The following is a 19,510-nucleotide window of genomic DNA, read 5'->3' as shown; positions in this document are numbered from 1 at the left end:
TGAAGCCATCCATGAATCATGGGAACAGTACGCACAATAATGATCCGGATACCTGTAAAAAGGGAGGACTTGGTAGGAGCAACCTCCAGATCATTGATGCCAATCTCGGAGATTCTAATAGTACGCTTGGCTCAAAGAATTCTGGTAGACATAGACCTATTCCCCTGGAGAAAGTAGTTCCTCTTGGATCATGGGTGATATTGACGTAGCCATTGGTGTCGATGCGGACTGTGTCGCTGGCTGGCTAGGGTCATACGGTGGCGAAGACTCGCCAGCAGATCTGTCGCGAGGCCTGTCCGCTGGAAACGAAGGCATTCCTCGAATGGTACAACTATTCGAGGATGAGGATATCGATACCTCGTGGTATATCCCAGGACATACAATCGAGACGTTCCGCGAAGAGGTGCAGGCCGTCGCGGACGCCGGCCATGAGATCGGTGTCCATGGCTATTCTCACGAGAATCCTACTGATCTTTCTCGAGAGCAGGAAGACGAAATTCTACAGCTCTCGAAAGATCTGATCGAGGACGTAACTGGACAAGAACCGGTTGGCCATCGAGCGAGCTGGTGGGAATTTAGCGAGAATACGCCGGAGCTCGTCGAAAAGCATGATTTCCTCTATGATAGCAGCCTGATGGAACGTGAGTTTGAACCGGGCTGGATGCGCAAAGGCGATAGCTGGGAGAAGATCAAATACGATCAAGATCCCGAGACATGGACCGAACCCTATCAGTACGGGGAAGAGACGGATATCGTCGAAATCCCAATCAGCTGGTACCGTGACGATATTCCTGCGATGTTGTTCATCAAGCAGCCGACCTATCATGCCGGCTATAAAAACCCGGAGATGATGTACGAACAGTACTACAAGAAGCAGTTCGATTATCTGTACAATCGGCGGGGCGCCGGCGTTTATACGTTCACGATCCATCCGGATCTGCATGGACTACCGCACATGATTCCACACTTGGAGGACTTCATCACGTACGTCAAAGGGCATGAGAACGCAGAGTTCAGAACGCTCGAGGAGATCGCACACAAGTACAAAGATGACCCGTCAGTCTATGAATCCGAGAGCCAGTACATCTAATCGGTGAAATCGGTTCTATAGATCCTCTACTCCTGGCTCACTGGGACCAGAGACAGTTGTTCAGAGGGAGTACTAGAGAGTGAACCCGAAACCTACTGTTCTGTTCGCTGTTGAGCCGTGTACGTCTCACTGCTGTCGTCATCACTAGTCACGTTACCATTGAAGGGTCTAGTTCCGCCGATCTCAATTTTGCTGAGGCTATGGATATTACTTCGTGCCAATCGTGTCTCGCTCACGCTTCCGTATCCGAGATCGGGTACTGATGGCACAAGGCTGCTACATTCTGTGCAATTCGGTTGCGTTCCTCTGGATCAGTAGCGGCGTTGAGGGCACGGACGATCAGGTCAGCAACGGTCTCCATCTCCTCCGGGCCGAGCCCCCGTGACGCCAGACAGGACGTTCCGAATCGGATTCCACTTGCACCTGACGGATGCCGGGGATCGGTAGGGACCGTTATTTTGTTCGCAACGATCCGGGCGTCTTCTAGAGCTCGTTCGGCTTCGCTCCCGGTTAGGTCCGGGTGGGAAGTCTGGAGATTGATGACCACGATGTGCGTTTTAGTCCCGTTGGCTACAACATCGATACCGGACTCACTCAACCGTGTTGCAAGCGCTTTCGCACTGGTGACGGTCCGCTGGATATATGTCTGAAACTCGGGACGGAGTGCTTCAGCGAACCCCACTGCTTTCCCTGCAATGTTCGGCAGTGCAGCACCACCTTGGAGATAGAGGAACAGTGCAGTATCAACCACGTCTGGATACTGTTGATCACACAGGATGAATCCTCCACGGCCCGCGCGGATCGTCTTATACCTTGAGCCAGTACAGAAATCGGCGTGAGCGACCGGTGAAGGATACTCGCCGGCTGCGATGATTCCGGCGATATGAGCGATATCAGCCAAATGAAATGCATCAACCGCATCAGTGATTGTCCGGAAACGTGCCCAGTCGATTTCACCGGGATACGCTGAATAGCCAGAGATGATGAGATCAGGGTCAACTGCTTTGGCACGATCAGCGATCTCTTCGTAGTCGAGTTGGCCGGTTGCGGGATCGACGTGATAATAGAACGTCTCGTACAGATCACTGGTAATATGCCGATCGTCTCCGTGGGTGATGTGCCCACCGTCTCGGGGGTCAAGTGCCAAGATAGAATCCCCCGGATCAAGCACAGCGAGATACACAGCGAGATTTGCCAGAGATCCGCTGTGTGGTTGGACATTGACGTGATCTGCATCCCACAGATCTTTCGCACATTGAATTGCGAACGATTCGATCGCGTCCATACTGTCGGCACCAGGATACAACCGGGAATCGGGATAACCGAGCACGTTACGATTAGTTAGCATGCTTCCCTGCGCTTCACGGACTGCCGAACTCGCGATGTTCTCCGACCCAATCATCATCAATGACTGGTCTTGTCGTGCATGTTCCGCTTCCAACGATTGGCGCAGTTCTTGTGTAACCGATCCCACGTGCTCGTATGATATACTGTCGCGCTATTTTTGGACACTGAGAATAAGCATTGTGACGACCAGGTTACGATCGGCGTACTCATCGGTTAAGGTCGGAGTCAGACATGCTATTACGACGATATCGAAACGTTGGAGGCGATTAGATAATCCCCTGCAAAGAGAGAACGATGTGCGCAACAATCGCGGATCCAAAGAATGTGCCGAAGAACACGAAGACTGCAACCAACACCAATTTCCAGCCAACCTGCTTCAAGCGATCCATCTGGAGACTGATCGAAAGCCCCGCGTAGGCCAAGATTGGGGTCGCAGTTGCCAAGAAGTTGATTCGATCCGTGAATTGGAGGAAGATGTCCTGTGTTGGCGAAAATGGAAGAGCAAGCAGCGTCGCGATAAATATCGCGTAGGCAAAGGCGGGGAGTTTCAGGGGAATTTCCTGAGCCAATATCAGAGAGACAAGGCCAATTGCGAGGATTATCGCCATACCAGGAAGAGCAGCAAGAATGTTCACGCCGTATCCCACTTGGTTCCCAACGAGGATGATAATCCCGACGATAATCAGCATCTTCAGTGCGTTCAGGGTGAATGCTGTGCGTTCCATGCTATTGTTCACCACCAATGATTGGGCTCATGATGGCGTACAACTTGTTGATCAACGGCACTGCGACGAACAGGACGACATACACACCTGTGAGACCGGTGAGGAGGTTACTAGTCGCAGCAAACGACAGTACCTGTTCTTCGGGAACCGCGGTAACAACTTGAGCCAGAGACGCGGAACATGCCGTCATCATACTGGCGCTTCCGATCCCACACGCCATTGATAACGCGAGTGGATGGATACCTGTCAATGGAGCAAGGCCCCCTAACAGTCCGAAAAAGAGAGTGCCGAGTAACGTTCCAGTCAAGTAGGTCCCTAGAACCCCGATCCCCTCCGGGGAATCCGGTCCATAGAGATCAGTGATGATTCCTAGCGTTGGTTCACGAGCGATACTGACTGCTGCACCGATCGCCTCCCGTTTGAGTCCGAGCAGCAATGCAATGGGGAGTGCAATGAAGATCGTTCCCAGATTGCCGAGTTCTTGTAAGAGGAACGCTGGTCCGGCACCAACGATCTCCCAGAAGGATGGTGCAACCAAGGTGCCGTACTTCACGCCAAGTGGCATCAGACAAACGATAATCATTGGCGAACTGATCACGCTGACCTCTTTTGGGGCTACCTGTTGGAGTTGGGTGATATATGCGCCGAGCGCTCGATAGCTGAGGAGCATCCCAAACACCACTGCATAGAGCATGGGAATGATAACGACTGCTCCAGGGCCAACGGAATACTCAAGGGTTCCGATGGCTTCGGCAATGACAACAATCACAAGCACCAGTAGATGTGCTTTGAGATGAAATGACCACCGGCCAGCGGTTCGTAATGGATCCCACCGTCCGTTCTCACCCGTTTCCTCTGAAGAGTCGTCTATAGAACTATTTTCTGGCATTGTGATTTATACACACGGTGCTGTCATCTGGTACTCTACTTAAGATTTCCCATAGGGCAGAGGGGTGGCTATTGATCAAGGATCGTTGGTGAGAACCGTCACTAGCCGTTTAAGAATACACCCGCCTCAACCAAGAATTCCTCGCGAGTTCCAGTGGTCGGACCCGTTAAACGGCGAGCGAGGCAGCGAGCAGACATCATAACGTGGCAGCATGATCCAGCACAGCCTGCCGTTGAAACCGTCCAGTATCAAGAACGGTGACACCATCGAACGTGACGGTCGCATTCAACAGAGTCATATCGAGATGAATATCACACACAACCGATCCGCCGAGGGTTACATTATCTCCAATCGCAATATGCATCGTCCCCATCTTTTTCTTATCAGTAGATTGGTTACCGGTCAGACTCACATCCGGATTCGTTCCAATTGACGGTGCCTCCGCGATATTTCGCGCGCAATCGCCGTTGTGGGCAACGACTTCGCGGAGCTTCTCCGCCTGTGACCCTCCTGAAATAGTCTTTACTCGTCCATCTGCAATCGTCAGTTCGACTGGGTCAGTGAGACGGCCGATGCTATCGATCGAATAATCTACTACCACCGTTCCCTCAGCGCTCCCTTCGACGGGCGTAATCGCGGACTTACCGGCCGGCAAAACCACAAGTCCCTCATCGAATCCATCATCGATTGGAAATCCAGATCGACCAGTGAGGTTGACCGTCAGATCAGTCCCCCGTTCGCTTGTAACCCGCGCCGAATCGGCGGCCGTCTGTATCGCTGCTACCGCTCGGGTCACCTTCTGGAGCTCCTCGTAATCAGTGTCCATCTGATCCATTAGCACGTCCTCTGTAATTGCACGCATCAGGACAAATCGAGTCCCAGCGTCGGATGCTGCTCGGCGGGCCTCTGTGTGTGCAATATCGTGCGTTCCGACATCGAACACGATATCTGCGTTGTATATAGCGCCAGCAACGGCAGAAGGCAGTTCGACATTGTGTGCGTCGAGTCGAGGTTTAATGAGTACCGTCGTCGTTGCTCCGATACCTCGAGATGTGGCAGCGAGTGGACGAGCGATCTCGACCATAAGAGGATCGGTAAGAACGACGACTTCCTCTTCAGCAGTCACATCGCCAACCTGTTCAATGATATCTCGACAAGCCTCACTGTATTCAAGTTCTTTCATTGGACAATTGCTCTGGTAGAGTGTCTCTATCAGGTTGTCTCTATCGATACCGTTTCTCAGATAGATATATTTCAATCTAAGTGAACCAGCTCAGTCTGTGCTTAGACCTCGGGATTACTGAGCGAGACCTACGACTGAAAGACTAATCACTGCATCTCTGAGGGACGACAATTAGAAGGGACCAATGGAAACTGCGGTAGAGAGCCTTGTACAACAGATCCAGTCGTGGGAGGCGAGTGTTGCACAAGGCGATGACTGCGCATAGCGTAGTGGGACATACATCCGAAGATAGAACCAGCAAAATCGTTGCTACTCCCTCTACCATCAGAACTTGTCCGCTATTCTACGTACTGAGATTATAGCTATATACGAAGGACTGTCCACAGGTAACTATCTAAGAAGACTGTAAAACGAATTTGCGAGAGTTACTCGGCCTCGAGAACGAAGAGATCGTCTCCAGCATCGACTTCTTGCTCGTTTTCTGCAAGAATCTCAGCGATCGTCCCATCTGCCGGAGCGGTAATATCGTGGAAATTCTTCATTACTCCAACTAACCCGACAACATCTCCTTCAGAGACGTTATCACCTTCTTTCACAAAGTCGTCTTCTTCTGGATCGGGGCGCCTGTAGAACACGCCAGGCATCGGCGATTGAATTTGTTCTGTTACCATCTCTGAAATCTCACCCTTCTATCTTCCCCCTGTCTACATAATCTTTGAGAAGGCCTATTCGTCGACCATCAGCGGTGAACTACCCCGCCCTGCTCGGCCTGACGGCCTCGCTGAGGACGGGGCTTCCTGTTTCTAAGACGCGCTTTGCAGGAACCGAATCGGTTCCCGTAGGGAGTGCAGTCTCCGCAGGCATTGAATCGGGGTGAACCACCCCTACTTGATTGAGACCGCGTGAAAGGATGTTGTAGGCGGCGTTGAGGTCGCGGTCCGCCTCGAACCCGCATGACGGACACGAGTGTTCCCGGACCCACAGCGGTTTGTCGGTCGAAACGCCACACTCCGAACACTCTTTCGTCGTTCCTCGTGGATCGACGGCGGCGAAGTGCGTACCTTCGCGTTCGCACTTGTACTCCAACATTCGGAGGAACGTCCCCCACGCCGCTCCGGCGCGGTTGCGGGAGTTCGACGGGAGTGTGCCGTCTACTCGGTTAAGTCGGTGAAGGAAGTGATTGTAGACCTACCGGCAGGTATCGACGGTCCACGCTAATCGTTCGTGGAGTTCGTCGGTCGGTTTGAGCCTGTACCGGTAGTTGTAGCGCATGGTCTACTCGTCGGCGGATGGATCGGTGACGCGGACGACCTTGACGGTCGCGCCGGCCCACGCTTTCGGGACGTAGACGTGCGCGCCGTTGCCGGATCGTTTGGCTTCTGTTTCGAGGACTTCGTGTCCTTCGACCTCGTACCGATCCATTGAGTGTATCTACGAAGTAGATACGCATAAAGCTACCGATGGCGTGGGCCTGCGGGTCGGCAGTATCGCATTGATGGAAGACGATGACGGCGCTGTATCCCCTCCCTACTCGCTCCCTTCGGTCGCTTGTTGAGGAAGGGGCCTTAGCGCCTGCGTTTTGGTAAATCCTTCAGTAGTGTCAATTGTGAGCAAACGGGTGCATTCAATATGTTCGCTATTAGGGTTGAGTCGATACCTATACGGTGGTAACTACTCTCTATCGCAGTAGAATGGCGAATAAAACGATAACGAGACAGGAGCTTTCCTCCCCACGATATGAATACGGTGGGGATGATTGGGTGTTCGTTGAGCTGGATGAAGCAATGAGCTTCGATGCGAATTTTAAAGCACAGGCGATAACACAGGAGATTCGCCAGAACGGTCCTGACGGCCTTATTGAAGTAGCACCATCGAATGCCTCGTATCTGATTCAATTCGATCCAGGGACACTCCACCCTGATGATCTAATTGACGAGCTCAAGGCACTCGAGGAAGAAATCGACGTCTCAGACTATCAGTGGGAAGCACGCATATTCGAGATTCCCGTCTTCTACGATGACCCATGGACGCATGAAACGGTGATGGATTTCCGGGATCGACATCAAGATCCGGATTCGACCGACCTCGAGTATTCTGCTGAGATCAACGGATTCGATTCGGTTGAGGCCTTCATCGATCATCACAGCGGCGCGCCACATATGGTGACGATGATCGGATTCGTTCCTGGACTCCCATTTTGCTTCCAAATGGTCCCTCGTGACGAGCAGATCGAGGTGCCAAAATACGAACAGCCACGAACAGCAACGCCAAGTCGAGCAGTTGGGTTCGGTGGTGCGTTCACTGCGATCTATCCTGTTCCTGGTGCTGGGGGCTATCAGCTCTATGGACGAACACCTGTTGAGGTGTTAGACGTTGATCAGAAGCTGTCGGCATTTGAGGATTCGATGGTACTTCCGAACCCAGGAGATATTATCAGCTTCCGTCAAATCGATCGCGACGAATACGATTCGATTCGAGAAGACGTTGAAGACAACTCCTACCAATACAATTACTCGAAGATAGACTTCGAACCGCAGGCGTTTTTCGAAGATCCACATGGCTACAACGAGCAGCTTCTGGAGGTGCTTGACTGATGCGTATCCTCGATGGGGGACTCGTTACGACGGTTCAAGACACTGGTCGCTATGGCCACTATCATATCGGAATGCCGCCATCCGGTGCGATGGATCAGTTTGCTCACAAAGTCGCTAACTGGCTTGTCGGGAACGACGAATCCGATGCCACTCTCGAAATGACGTACATGGGGGCGGATATCGAGTTTGCGGAGGACACCGTCTTCGCCATTACTGGTGCCGACATGGATCCATCGCTCAACGATGAGGAGGTTCCCCTATGGACGGCTGTGCAGGCTGAGGCCGGTGATACGCTTGCCTTCGAATTCGCAACGGAGGGAACACGCGCATATCTCGCCGTTGCTGGGGGAATAGATATTGAACCCGTAATGGGAAGCCGTTCGACCTATACACTCATTGGCATCGGTGGTCATGAAGGGCGCTCACTCGAAGAGGGCGATACATTGCCGATCGGTAGTTCGTCGAACGCCGAGGAGATGATCGGCACATCGATCGATGAGGACAACCAACCCGACTACGCGACACACGAGATCAACGTTGTGATGGGTCTGTGTGCGTATCGTCTGACCGACGATGGACGGGATCGGTTCATCGATGCCGAGTGGAAGATCTCCGATGAAGCCGATCGGGTCGGCTATCGATTTAATGGACCGGACATCACAGATATGTTCGAAAAGCGCGAGCAACCCTTTGGTGCTGGTCCGGATGTGACCAACGTTGTGGACCTTGGCTACCCCGTTGGGTCCATTCAGATGGCCGGGCAACCGATCATCCTCATGCGAGATGCCGTTACCGGTGGTGGGTATACGACTGTTGGAACCATTGTGAGTCCGGACCGAGATCTGCTTTCGCAGTGTCGAACCCACAATACAGTCACTTTCAACGCGGTCGATATCGATGACGCACTTGCGATGCGGCGCGAGCGAGACCAGACCCTCGAGCAGATCCGCACATCACTGCAGGAAGATTCCCCTTCAACAGATGATTGATAAAGTACTCGTCGCAAACCGGGGCGAAATCGCAGTTCGTGTGATGCAAGCAGCGGCCGAGCTTGGAATCGAGACGGTCGCCGTCTACAGCGACGCTGATGAGACGGCAAAACACGTTCGCCGTGCCGATGAAGCGTACCATATTGGATCATCAGTTGCCGGGAAAAGCTATCTCGATCAGGAATCGCTAATAGAGGCGGCAACCGAAGCTAACGCAGACGCAATCCACCCTGGCTACGGATTCCTTGCGGAAAACGAATCATTCGCTCGTCGCGTCGAAGAGTCCGAATTCATCTGGGTCGGGCCACCAGCAACGCTGATGGCTGATTTCGGTGAGAAGACGAAAGCACGCGCCATCATGCAGGAGGCGGGTGTTCCAACGGTCCCCGGAACGGACGAACCGATCGACGATGCGTCCGAAGTGAAAGCGTTTGCTGACGAACATGGCTATCCGGTAGCGATCAAAGCCGACGGTGGTGGCGGTGGACGAGGGCTAAAGGTCGTTACTGGGCCTGAGGAGATCGACGAGCAGTTCCAAGACGCCAAACGTGAAGGCGAGGCGTATTTCGACAACGACGCAGTCTACGTCGAGCGATTCCTTGAGAACCCACGTCACATCGAAGTACAGGTTATCGGTGATACACACGGGAACGTACGGCATCTCTACGAGCGCGACTGTTCTGTGCAACGTCGCCAGCAGAAGCTCATCGAAGAGACACCGTCGCCGGTACTCGATGCGGACACACGGGCTGATCTCTGTGAGGCAGCCCGAAGTGGGGTTGGCGAAGCCGGCTATAGCAGCGCCGGTACAGTGGAATTTCTCTATGAGGACGGCGAGTTCTACTTCCTCGAGGTCAATGCCCGAATCCAAGTCGAACATACCATAACGGAGGCTGTAACGGGGATCGATATCGTCAAAGAACAGTTCCGCGTCGCCGCGGGCGAGACGGTGTCGTTCGACCAGTCCGAAGTCGAACCTAGGGGCGTCGCCATGGAGTTCCGTATCAACGCAGAAGATCCGTTCGAGGAGTTCACGCCAACACCAGGAACACTTGAAACCTATCGGCCCCCGACAGGCATGGGGGTTCGTGTCGATGACGGCGTCAATGAGGGAGACCGAATCAGTCCGTTTTACGACTCGCTCGTTGGGAAGATCATCGTCACCGCACAAGACCGATCGGAAGTGCTTGCACGCAGCAAACGGACGCTCACGGAGACGGACATCGAGGGTATCGCGACGACGATTCCGTTCCACCGTGCCGTCCTCGAGGATGAGGTCTTCGTCGAGAGCAATCACACGACGAAATATCTCGATCAGCAGTTCAGTGGACTCGACGACTCCTGATCGAATCGACTAGCGTTGATACGTGTAAAGTTACTCTATACGATGTCGTCGAGGCGGGCCAGCTCGACGCCGTGTTGTTCGAATCGATCATGGATCGTTTCTAGAAGTTCGACGGAATTGGGACCATCACCGTGGATGCAGATCGACGAGGCAGGAATATCGATCACCGTTCCATCAGCGGCTTCGACTTCGCCACGCGTTGCAATAGAGACGGCTCGATCGGCGACCAAATCAGGGTCCTTTGGTTCAACTTCCTTCTCGACGATCAGCGTTCGATCCGGATTGTAGCTAAGATCGACGTAGCCTTCGAAAACAGCGTCTAGCTCGTCGTACTCCTGCGTTACCTCGTAGATGTTCATATCCGTCGCCAGATAGATGAGATCGGGATCGACCTCGAGGATTCCCTCGAGGACAGCACGACAATGGTCCTCGCTTTCCGAGAGCATGGAGTACATCGCCCCATGGGGTTTGACGTGCTGGACAGACGCGTCATGGCGCTGTGCAAACGCCATCAAAGCGCCCAGCTGATAGATGACGTAGTCTCGGAGTTCTTCAGGAGAGGCGTCCATCGTCCGGCGACCGAACCCCATTTTGTCTGGGAGGCCGGGATGAATGCCGAGTCCGACATCGTGCTCAGCGGCGAGTTCGACGGTTTCTCGTAGTACGTGCGGGTCGCCAGCATGATAGCCGCCAGCGATATTTGCGGACGTGATGTAGGGCATTACTTCCTCGTCGCGGCCCATTTCCCAATTTCCGAAACTCTCGCCCATATCGCCGTTGATGTCCATTGCTGTCATGGTTGATGGTCGTTGTTTGGTTTATCGCCCTCCTACTTGAGGTGTCGCAAATGTACTCCATCACGTCTCCAGTAGGTAGAGCTATGGCAGTATGTGGTGATTGTACCGTCGATCCGTGGCATTCGAAGTAACAGACGCAACGATCGACGAGATTCACACAGCCTACCAATCAGATGACCTCACCGCTCAAGAGCTGGTCGAGACATATCTCAACCGTATTGAAAAGTACGATCAGCACGGCCCTGAACTCAACGCAATCATCACTATCAACCCACAAGCAGTAGAGCAGGCAATCGAGCTGGACGAGAAATTCGATGCTGAAGGGCGTGTTGGACCTCTACACGGTATTCCGTTCGTGGTAAAAGATCAAGTCGAGACGGCAGGGATCACAACCACGTTCGGGTCGGAAGCATTTGCCAACTACCAGCCATCAGCAGATGCAACACTCATCAAGCATCTCCGTGAAGCAGGTGCAATCATACTGGCAAAGACGAACCTCCCAGATTGGGCGACATCCTGGTTTGGCTACTCGTCGGTAATCGGGCGAACGAAAAATCCGTATGATCCGGAACGCGATCCAGGAGGATCAAGTAGCGGGACTGGCGCCGCAGTTGCGGCGAATCTCGGAGCTATCGGAATTGGTGAAGACACCGGTGGATCGATCCGACTCCCTGCTTCGTTCAATAATCTCTTTGGAATTCGCGTGACACCAGGGCTTCTCAGCCGGACGGGTATGTCACCACTTGTCGCCTCGCAAGACACGCCTGGACCGATGGCCCGAACCGCGAAGGATCTCGCATCCGTGCTTGACGTTACAGTAGGTTACGATGCTGAAGACGAGTATACTGCTGTGACCGAGTTCGCGGATGAGGCGGGCTCGTATGTTGATCACCTCGACGCCGACGCGTTCGATGGCACACGAATCGGCGTCCTCCGGGATGCGTTCGGCGATGAAAACGATCCGGAGAGTGGACCGGTCACAACACTGGTCGACGAGGCAATTGACACAATGGCCGATTTAGGAGCCGAGATTGTTGAGCCGGTCAGTATCCCGAATCTCGATGAGCATCTCGATAGCACGTCACTGTATCTTCTGCAGTCAAAGCGAGATTTGAACGAATTCTTCCAAGCACGTCCGGATGCACCAGTTGATTCGGTTGCTGAGTTGTACGAATCGAACCAGTACTCCGAAATTCTCGATCTGTTTATCGGGATCGCCGAAGAAGCACCAACGGACCCAGAGTCGGACCCCGACTATTGGAAAAGTGTAGCCGCACAACTCTCATTCCAGCGTGATGTTTTGAACGTCTATGCAGCCAACGATCTCGATGTGTTGCTGTGTCCTGATGTCCAAGTCCTGCCACCCAAAGCAACGGATATCGAATCAGGTGCACTCGACACACTAACGTTTCCGACAAACACCGTCATTGCCTCTCAATCCGGACTGTGTGCAATATCGATTCCAGGAGGGCTGACGGACAACGGCCTCCCCGTCGGTGTCGAACTTCTCGGGAAGCCATACGATGAGTCGATGCTGCTGTCGTTGGCATACGCATTCGACCAGCATACCGATCTACGAGAACCACCCGAAAATGCACCGCCGCTCGAAGATCTGTAGAGATCAGTAGACACCGTCTGACTGATCACGCCGTGGTGTGTACGTTTCCGAGAGTAGAATCGACGAAATGTTTTTCAGCCGGATACGAGCATTCTCGACTCGAATGCACGCGACGACGACCCCTGTGGTCGCGTCCAGCACATCGATCGTCTACAGGTAGCGGGCCGAGTGTCTCGAACCACTTGGCCCCGAGGCGGTTCACCGACTGATATCCAGAACATCATACAGCGCACGCTCGGTATCGATCGTCAACAGGTGTTCGCGATACTCGGCGCTCGCCTGCACGTCCGAAACGAACGCTCCGTCGTCGACTGTTGTACCGGCTTTGGCCGATGCCGCGGTGATCGTATCCTCGGTAATCGCTTCCCCCTCGAGTGAGTCCTCGACAGCCGGCAGTCTCGCAGGAGTCGTCGTCGCACCGGTGACGGCGACTCGAGCTTCCTCGATCGTCTCGCCGTCGGTTCGAAGCCAGACGCCGATACCGACTAATGCATAGCCCGAGAGCGGATCTCGACGTTTGCGATAGCCGCTTACTGCATCGTCGATGGTCGGTATCCGAATGCCAGTGACGATCTCGTCATTAGCGATCGCCGTCTCGAACGGTCCCTCGAAAAGGTCGGTCGCGTCGATCGTTCGCTCGCCGTCTGACCCGCGAACCTTGAGCGAACCGCCGAGTGCGAGCAAGGCGGCCGGCGGATCCGAACGCGCATCGCCGTGGGCAAGATTGCCGCCGATCGTCCCACCGTTTCGAACCTGTGGGTCACCCAACTCGGCCGCAGCGTTGGCGAGTGCGCTCGCACGCTGTCGGACAGTCTCGGAGTCGGCGATTTCGGCGTGTGTAGCGAGTGCGCCGATCGAGAGGGCAGTCCCATCGTCATCCTCTTCGATCATATCGAGCCCACGCAGTTGGCCGATATCGACGAGCGCTGGCGGCGATTCGTCCCCTGTCTTCATTCGCGGTAACAGCCCGTGTGCGCCGGCGACCAGTTCGGCACCGGCGTGGTCACCGAGCAACGAGAGTGCGTCGTCGACGCTGTCTGCCCGGTAGTACTCGAAGTCATTCGTGTACATTACCGATCACCCTCCATGGCCCGCCAGACCGACTCCGGTGTGAGAGGCATATCGAGGTGGTCGACGCCGAACGGCTCGAGCGCGTCCACGACGGCCGACACCATCGTCGGTGTCGCCGCAATGGTAGCCGACTCGCCGACGCCTTTCACCCCAATCGGGTTGTGTGGACTCGGCGTTACCGTGTTGTCCGTCTCGAACTCCGGTAGCTGCGTCGAGTGCGGGACGGCGTACTCGTCCATTCGACGAGTCTGAAGGTGGCCATTGTCGTCGTACGCCGCTCCCTCGTAGAGTGCGGCCCCGATCCCCTGTGCGATTCCGCCGTGAACCTGCCCTTCGACGATCATCGGGTTGATGATCTCGCCGCAGTCGTCGACCGCGACGTAGCGTTCGATCTCGATTTCACCCGTTTCGGGATCGACTTCGACGACCGCGACGTGGGTTCCAAAGGGGTAGGTGAAGTTCTCCGGGTCGTAGAAGTTAGTTTCCTCGAGACCGGGATCCATTCCCTCAGGCAGGTCGTGACCGAGGTATGCCTCGTGTGCAATCGTCTGAATGTGAAGCGATCGATCTGGCGCACCGGTGATGCAGAACTCGCCGTCCTCGAACTCAAGGTCGTCTACGCTCGTCTCGAGCTGGTGGGCGGCGATCCGACGAGCTTTCTCCCGAACTTCGCGAGCACCCCGAGCGATGGAGCCGCCGCCGATTGAGGCGCTTCGGCTGCCGTACGTCCCCATTCCTTGCGGAATCCGATCGGTGTCGCCTTCGACGACATCGATGTCGTCAACGGAGAGCCCCAGTTCTTCGGCCGCGATCTGGGCGTAGGTCGTTCGGTGTCCCTGTCCCTGGTCGGCGGTTCCAGCGAGGACCGTTACCGACCCCGTCGAATCAAAGCGGACGATCGAACTCTCCCAGCCGCCGGCCTGTGCGCCGAGATCGCCGGCGAGTCCGGATGGCGAGAGCCCCGCGGATTCGACGAAGTTACCGATTCCGATTCCGAGGTACCGATCTTCGTCTCGAAGCTCGCGCTGGCGCTCGCGTAGTTCGTCGTAGTCGATGTGATCGAGCGCCAGATCCATCGCGCGTTCGTACTCGCCGCTGTCGTAGACGAGCGCCGCCGCCGATTCGTAGGGGAATTCGTCGGGTTGGACAAGATTGCGCCGTCGCAGTTCAGCCGGATCCATCCCGAGTTCCCGTGCACCGACGTCAACGAGTCGCTCGATCACGTAGATCCCCTCGGCCCGACCCGCACCGCGATAGGCGTCGACGGGTGTCGTGTTCGTGAACGCGCCAATGACCCGACAGTGAATCGCCGGGATGGTGTACTGGCCGGAGAGAACCGTAGAGTAAAGGTACGACGGTGTCGCTGTGCCGAACTGAGAAAGCTGTGCGCCGAGGCCAGCGTGCGTTTGGACTCGAACTCCACGGATCGTTCCGTCATCGTCCAGAGCGATCTCGCCGGTCGTCACGTGATCCCGGCCGTGGCAGTCGGTCAGATAGCTCTCCGAGCGCGTCGCCTGCCACTTTACCGGCCGGCCGAGTTGCATCGAACACCAGGCTGTCACGGCCTCGTCCGGATAGTGGTAGATCTTGCTCCCGAAGCCACCGCCGACTTCAGGAGCGATTACCTGAATCTTGTTCTCCGGAAGCCCCAATGTGCCCGCTGAGAGCAGCATTCGATGGAGATGGGGGTTCTGACTCGTCATCCAGAGACGCAGTTTTCCGGTTGCGTCCTCCCAGTCCGCGAGGGCCGCACGCGGTTCCATCGCGTTCGGAATGATACGTGGCTGTCGGAGGTCGACGCTCGCAACCCGGTCGGCGTCGGCGAACGCCTCGTCGGTGGCATCCACGTCGCCGAGTTCGAAGTCGAAGGCGACGTTGTCTGCTGCCTCGTCGTGAACCGGGGGCACGTCGCGTTCGACGGCCTCGACCGGATCGGTGACGTGCTCAAGCGGCTCGTACTCGACTGTGATCCGCTCGAGTGCGTCGTGGGCCACGTGGGGCGTCTCCGCGATGACGGCGGCAATACCTGTTCCCTCGTGACGAACCTTGTCCGTGGCGAGCATGCGATACTGTGGTTGGACGAGGCCAGGAAGGTCCCACGCGGTCGGAATCGTGTTCGGAACACCGCTTTCGACGACGTCCTCGCCGGTGTACACCGCGATAACGCCGTCCATAGCCTCGGCGTCGCTGGTATCGATACTCTCGATTCGTGCGTGGGCGTGATCGGACCGGCGAATAGCCAGATGAGTCGTTCCACGCAGGAAGATATCGTCGGTGTACTCCCCGTCACCGGTTAGCAGTGGAACGTCCTCGCCGCGTTTGATGGCAGAGCCGAAAGTGCCACTACTACCGTCCCCGTCGGGTTCGGCAGCTGCCGCCGTCGCTTCATTCGTATCCGCGTCGCTCATGGTTGTCCACCCAACTGGTTAGCTGTGGCTTCGATGGCATCTACGATGTTCTGGTAGCCGGTACACCGACAGAGGTTCCCCTCGATCGCCTCTCGAATTTCCTCACGGGTTGGATCGTCGTTCTCACGGAGGAACGTATCGGCGGTCATGAGCATCCCTGGCGTACAGTAGCCACACTGGAGTCCGTGTTGTTCCTGAAACTGCTCTTGTAGGGTCGTGAGATCGCCGTTGTCGGCGATTCCCTCGACCGTCTCGACTTCCGATCCGTCGACTTGGACGGCCAGGCGCGTACAGGACTTGATCGTTTCACTGTTCACCCTGACGGTACAGGCACCGCATCGTCCCGTTTCACAGCCGACGTTCGCCCCGGTATAGCCGAGTTCATCTCGAAGTGCCGATACGAGCAATGTTCGTGGCTCGACGGTCAGCTCGTGTTGTTCACCGTTAACTGTTATCGATATATTGTGTTCTGACATTCAGAATCCTCACAGTACGTGGCTTACTCATTCATGCGTATTGTTTCCAACATCCGTGTTAGAAGACCACATATCACACTCACCATATCGAGGTAAATAGGTTTGGACTCGAAATATCAGGTCCCAACGGTCAGTACTGCAAAAATCTCGCTCTGGAGTCTTCTCCGCGACATTCTAGTCCGAATAAACTATCAGCGGCGTGTTTGGCCTTGTGCAACAGATTTCGTTAGGTAAGTGATGAAGTTGCACAAGGTACCGTTAGACTACTCACACCGGGGTGTGATATGTGTCCGAAGCATCCGTTCTAGCTTAGCGATTGACTGAGACGGCGATCACGCCGAAATTGCGTTGAGTCTGACCGCAATCATGCCGTGATAGCTGCTGTTTCAGCAAACCAGTCGGTTATTGGTCATCTCTTCTGTCGAAGGCGGCGCACTCGCGGTCGTGAGTGCGCCGCCGTTCCAAGGCCGTCGCTGATCAGTCCGGGCGATCCAGTCCGTCTCGTCAGGCGAGTTCGTTACCAGAACTCGCCTGACTCCACCTGTTCACGTAACCTCGGTCGGTGTGGATTTGGATCTCGTGACGACCACAGCAACAACGAATCGAGATCCGGTAGCTCGTACCCCAGATCCAGCATTAGGTACAACTGGATCAGATGCGCGTGCCGTTCGACGGCGTGTGAACAGCGCCGTCGAGGAAGCCGCGTCGACGACGCTGAGGCGTCGTCGGCGCAGTCTCGCTGGGTTGCGTCCAGTTTCTGGAGTTCGTTGACGATAACCCGACTCATCAGCAACGAGAGTGCTGCCATGATGATCAGCGCCTCGATGATGTAGGCGTCGGTCGTGTTGATCTCGTCGAGGCCAAACCGTGATTTGAGTTCTTTGAACAGCAGTTCGATCTCCCAGCGCGCCCGATAAAGCTGTGCGATATCGGGCGCGCGGTAGTCGTCTCTGGCCAGATTCGTCAGGTACAGGTGATACTCGCCGCTGTCATCGTTGCGAACGCCGACTAATCGGAAGGTTCGGGTCGCGCTGGCGCCCGACCCTTGTTTACGGTCGAACGAGAGAGTGATCCGTACGTCGATTTCCTGTCGCTGCAGGTCGTCGAGGACGGCCTGCAGCGACTGTCCTTCTAGAGGAATGCTGTTCCCTCGCCACGTACGGAGTTCTTCGACAATCTCGAAGTCTGCGTTTTCTTTGACGCGAGAGACGAACCAGCCGTCATTGGCGTCAATGCGGTCGAACAGCCAGAAATCGTAGTAGCCCAGATCGAACAGGACGAGGGCGCCAGCTACCCACTCACCGGTGGGTAGCTGGCTTCGTTCGTGCGTTTTACCGTCGGTTGTCTGGAATCGCGTCGGAAGGCCAGTCGAGAGCGATTCGGTGAGATGGAGTTTCGCCCCGGCTCGGTCGTCATCGAGTGTATAGACATCTCTAGCGTCTTGATAGAGTGAGATGATCGTGGCGTCAACAATCAGGACGTCTCGAAATCGTTCGAGACGTCCGGTAAGCTCGCTTTGGCCGGTATCGAGATTCTCGATGGCGTCATCGAGAATCTCTCGAAGGAGTGCAACGAATCCAGGTTCAAACCATCCGTGAAAGGTCGCATAGGAGAGTTCGTCACAATCAGCCATCTCGACGTAGCGTTCGAGAAACGCCTGAATGGATCGGTCAGATCCAGCAGCGAAGCCGAGCGAAAGCGTGTAAAACAGCGCGACGACGTCGCGTTTCCGCTCTCGCTGGATGAGGTTCGTTGCGCGAGCACGCTCGCGCAACTCATCGGAGGGAAACGCTCTTTGAATTCGATCCACAACTATAGAATCCGGTGGTGTGTACACACTCTCCACCGGATTCTCACATTCCTAGTTACTGACTATTTTAGTTCGACGTCGCCGGATACATCGGTTCGTTAAACTAGAACGGATGATGCTTTACCCACATATGACTTGTCACTCAATATGGTTGTTCCCTCGAAGATACAACGGTGAGATACGCGTACGAACGGGTTATCAGTATTTACGGCTGAATACGGGGCAGAAATGGCAGCCTAGTTACTGCCTCTGAATCTCGCACGTGATTTCTGATAGAGATTAAGTAGATGGCTACCCAGAGCGACACATCGTTCGTCTGTATGTAGCGCTGGGTGGTCCTACCAGTTCATCTGTAGAGGATCTCAACAGAGTCGCGACTCGTTTTGAGCCCGACCCATGATTGTGGAACCGATGATCAGGCGGATATATCGTATGCCGAGAGTGTTTCAGAAACCGAAGCTTGTGCAACACAGTTGTGGAGAAGGGGTCGATATTGCACAAGGGCGTCAAAATGAAATCTGGTAACGTTCTGGCTGGAAAATCGGAGTATCGTCGATCTAATCAGTTATGGCATATTAAAATAGCGATACCGCTACTCGGCTGCTACACCCGCTAATGCTGTCCTTCTTCGAATTCCTCAACGATTTTATCGCAGAAGGCAGGCAAGTCATCGGGGTTGCGACTGGTTACCAGTCCTTCGTCGACGACGACTTCTTCGTCGACCCACTCACCGCCTGCATTTTGAATATCGGTCTGCAGGCTGGGATAGGAGGTTACGGTCCGACCCTCAACTGCATCCGCCTCAACCAGCACCCACGGCCCATGACAGATTATCCCCACTGGCATTTGTGCTTCAGCAAACTCACTAACTAAGTCCACTGCATCTTCATCCATCCGAAGGGTATCGGCCCCAACCGTGCCGCCCGGGACGATCAGCGCATCATAGTCGTCTGCGGAAACCTCTAAGAAGGTTTTCTCTATCTCGTAGGAATCGCCCGGTTCGAGATCGTTATTGACGGTTTGTACCTCGCCGGTTTCCGTACCGAGAACCTCAACATCGGCTCCGGCGTTCTCGACAGCTTCCCTTGGTTCGGTGAACTCAACCTCTTCAGTGCCTCTCTGTGCAAGAAAGACGGCGACAGTGGTATCGGTGAGTGGATCTGCCATT

The 19,510-nt window shown here is 55.0% G+C and carries 18 protein-coding genes and 1 pseudogene; 5 read left to right on the top strand and 14 right to left on the bottom strand.

The features are described from left to right. Positions 1–190: 190 nt before the first annotated feature. The gene (locus EAO80_RS17565; protein WP_122091137.1) at positions 191–1,090 is read left to right on the top strand and encodes a polysaccharide deacetylase family protein; all 900 of its coding nucleotides are present in this window, start codon (positions 191–193) and stop codon (positions 1,088–1,090) included. A gap of 232 nt (positions 1,091–1,322) precedes the next feature. On the opposite strand, the gene EAO80_RS17560 is transcribed toward EAO80_RS17565, so the two are convergent. The 8 genes and pseudogenes from EAO80_RS17560 to EAO80_RS17525 all read right to left on the bottom strand — a co-directional run bounded on the left by EAO80_RS17560 (position 1,323) and on the right by EAO80_RS17525 (position 6,656). Continuing rightward, positions 1,323–2,579 (bottom strand): serine hydroxymethyltransferase, encoded by a 1,257-nt coding sequence (locus EAO80_RS17560; RefSeq protein WP_122091136.1) that lies wholly within the window; start codon positions 2,577–2,579, stop codon positions 1,323–1,325. A 124-nt stretch (positions 2,580–2,703) separates the two neighbouring features. Beyond that, a complete protein-coding gene (locus EAO80_RS17555) occupies positions 2,704–3,162 on the bottom strand; it encodes a hypothetical protein (RefSeq protein ID WP_122091135.1) in 459 nt (152 codons plus the stop codon). 1 nt (position 3,163) lies between these two features. Beyond that, complete coding sequence (locus EAO80_RS17550) at positions 3,164–4,051, bottom strand: DUF3100 domain-containing protein (RefSeq protein ID WP_122091134.1); 888 nt, start codon at positions 4,049–4,051, stop codon at positions 3,164–3,166. 196 nt (positions 4,052–4,247) lie between these two features. Beyond that, complete coding sequence (locus tag EAO80_RS17545) at positions 4,248–5,234, bottom strand: aminopeptidase (RefSeq protein ID WP_162994067.1); 987 nt, start codon at positions 5,232–5,234, stop codon at positions 4,248–4,250. Positions 5,235–5,659: 425 nt separating this feature from the next. Beyond that, the gene (locus tag EAO80_RS17540) at positions 5,660–5,905 is read right to left on the bottom strand and encodes an acetyl-CoA carboxylase (RefSeq protein WP_122091132.1); all 246 of its coding nucleotides are present in this window, start codon (positions 5,903–5,905) and stop codon (positions 5,660–5,662) included. Between the two features lie 79 nt (positions 5,906–5,984). Then, positions 5,985–6,377 (bottom strand): annotated as a pseudogene (locus EAO80_RS17535) (RNA-guided endonuclease InsQ/TnpB family protein); the annotation flags it as partial. A 45-nt stretch (positions 6,378–6,422) separates the two neighbouring features. Beyond that, entirely contained in the window at positions 6,423–6,506 is an 84-nt protein-coding gene (locus EAO80_RS20905) for a helix-turn-helix domain-containing protein (RefSeq protein ID WP_122091131.1), read from the bottom strand. A gap of 3 nt (positions 6,507–6,509) precedes the next feature. After that, on the bottom strand, positions 6,510–6,656 hold the full coding sequence (locus EAO80_RS17525; protein WP_122091130.1) for a DUF2080 family transposase-associated protein: 147 nt from the start codon (positions 6,654–6,656) through the stop codon (positions 6,510–6,512). Positions 6,657–6,925: 269 nt separating this feature from the next. Between EAO80_RS17525 and EAO80_RS17520 the strand changes: the two genes are divergently transcribed. From EAO80_RS17520 to EAO80_RS17510, 3 genes are read left to right on the top strand one after another with little or no spacing between them, the layout of a single operon-like run. Further along, positions 6,926–7,828 carry a 5-oxoprolinase subunit B family protein gene (locus tag EAO80_RS17520; protein WP_122091129.1) on the top strand — a complete coding sequence of 301 codons (903 nt, stop codon included), beginning with the start codon at positions 6,926–6,928 and terminating at the stop codon, positions 7,826–7,828. Next, complete coding sequence (locus EAO80_RS17515; protein WP_122091128.1) at positions 7,828–8,817, top strand: 5-oxoprolinase subunit C family protein; 990 nt, start codon at positions 7,828–7,830, stop codon at positions 8,815–8,817. The genes EAO80_RS17520 and EAO80_RS17515 overlap by 1 nt, the downstream gene beginning before the upstream one ends. Continuing rightward, positions 8,810–10,162, top strand: a complete 1,353-nt coding sequence (locus tag EAO80_RS17510; protein WP_122091127.1) for an acetyl-CoA carboxylase biotin carboxylase subunit — start codon at positions 8,810–8,812, stop codon at positions 10,160–10,162. The genes EAO80_RS17515 and EAO80_RS17510 overlap by 8 nt, the downstream gene beginning before the upstream one ends. A 35-nt stretch (positions 10,163–10,197) precedes the next feature. On the opposite strand, the gene EAO80_RS17505 is transcribed toward EAO80_RS17510, so the two are convergent. Further along, a complete protein-coding gene (locus EAO80_RS17505; protein ID WP_122091126.1) occupies positions 10,198–10,959 on the bottom strand; it encodes a LamB/YcsF family protein in 762 nt (253 codons plus the stop codon). Between the two features lie 115 nt (positions 10,960–11,074). Here EAO80_RS17505 and EAO80_RS17500 point away from each other — a divergent pair, with 115 nt between their 5' ends. Continuing rightward, positions 11,075–12,577, top strand: coding sequence for an amidase (locus EAO80_RS17500; RefSeq protein WP_122091125.1), 1,503 nt, complete (start codon positions 11,075–11,077; stop codon positions 12,575–12,577). A gap of 198 nt (positions 12,578–12,775) precedes the next feature. On the opposite strand, the gene EAO80_RS17495 is transcribed toward EAO80_RS17500, so the two are convergent. The 5 genes from EAO80_RS17495 to EAO80_RS17475 form a co-directional block, all read right to left on the bottom strand. Beyond that, positions 12,776–13,648 (bottom strand): FAD binding domain-containing protein, encoded by an 873-nt coding sequence (locus EAO80_RS17495; protein WP_122091124.1) that lies wholly within the window; start codon positions 13,646–13,648, stop codon positions 12,776–12,778. Further along, positions 13,648–16,056: a xanthine dehydrogenase family protein molybdopterin-binding subunit gene (locus EAO80_RS17490; protein ID WP_122091123.1), complete on the bottom strand. Its 2,409-nt coding sequence runs from the start codon at positions 16,054–16,056 to the stop codon at positions 13,648–13,650. Before EAO80_RS17490 ends, EAO80_RS17495 begins: the two co-directional genes overlap by 1 nt. Next, on the bottom strand, positions 16,053–16,532 hold the full coding sequence (locus EAO80_RS17485) for a (2Fe-2S)-binding protein (RefSeq protein ID WP_122091122.1): 480 nt from the start codon (positions 16,530–16,532) through the stop codon (positions 16,053–16,055). The genes EAO80_RS17490 and EAO80_RS17485 overlap by 4 nt, the downstream gene beginning before the upstream one ends. Positions 16,533–17,049: 517 nt before the next feature. Continuing rightward, the gene (locus tag EAO80_RS17480; RefSeq protein ID WP_122091121.1) at positions 17,050–18,378 is read right to left on the bottom strand and encodes an IS4 family transposase; all 1,329 of its coding nucleotides are present in this window, start codon (positions 18,376–18,378) and stop codon (positions 17,050–17,052) included. Positions 18,379–18,954: 576 nt separating this feature from the next. Further along, the gene (locus EAO80_RS17475; RefSeq protein ID WP_122091120.1) at positions 18,955–19,509 is read right to left on the bottom strand and encodes a type 1 glutamine amidotransferase domain-containing protein; all 555 of its coding nucleotides are present in this window, start codon (positions 19,507–19,509) and stop codon (positions 18,955–18,957) included. Between the last annotated feature and the right edge of the window lies 1 nt (position 19,510).

Source organism: Halalkalicoccus subterraneus, assembly GCF_003697815.1.
Classification (GTDB): domain Archaea; phylum Halobacteriota; class Halobacteria; order Halobacteriales; family Halalkalicoccaceae; genus Halalkalicoccus; species Halalkalicoccus subterraneus.
Note: the sequence above shows the minus strand (reverse complement) of the source record. Positions and strands in the feature narration are given on the sequence as shown.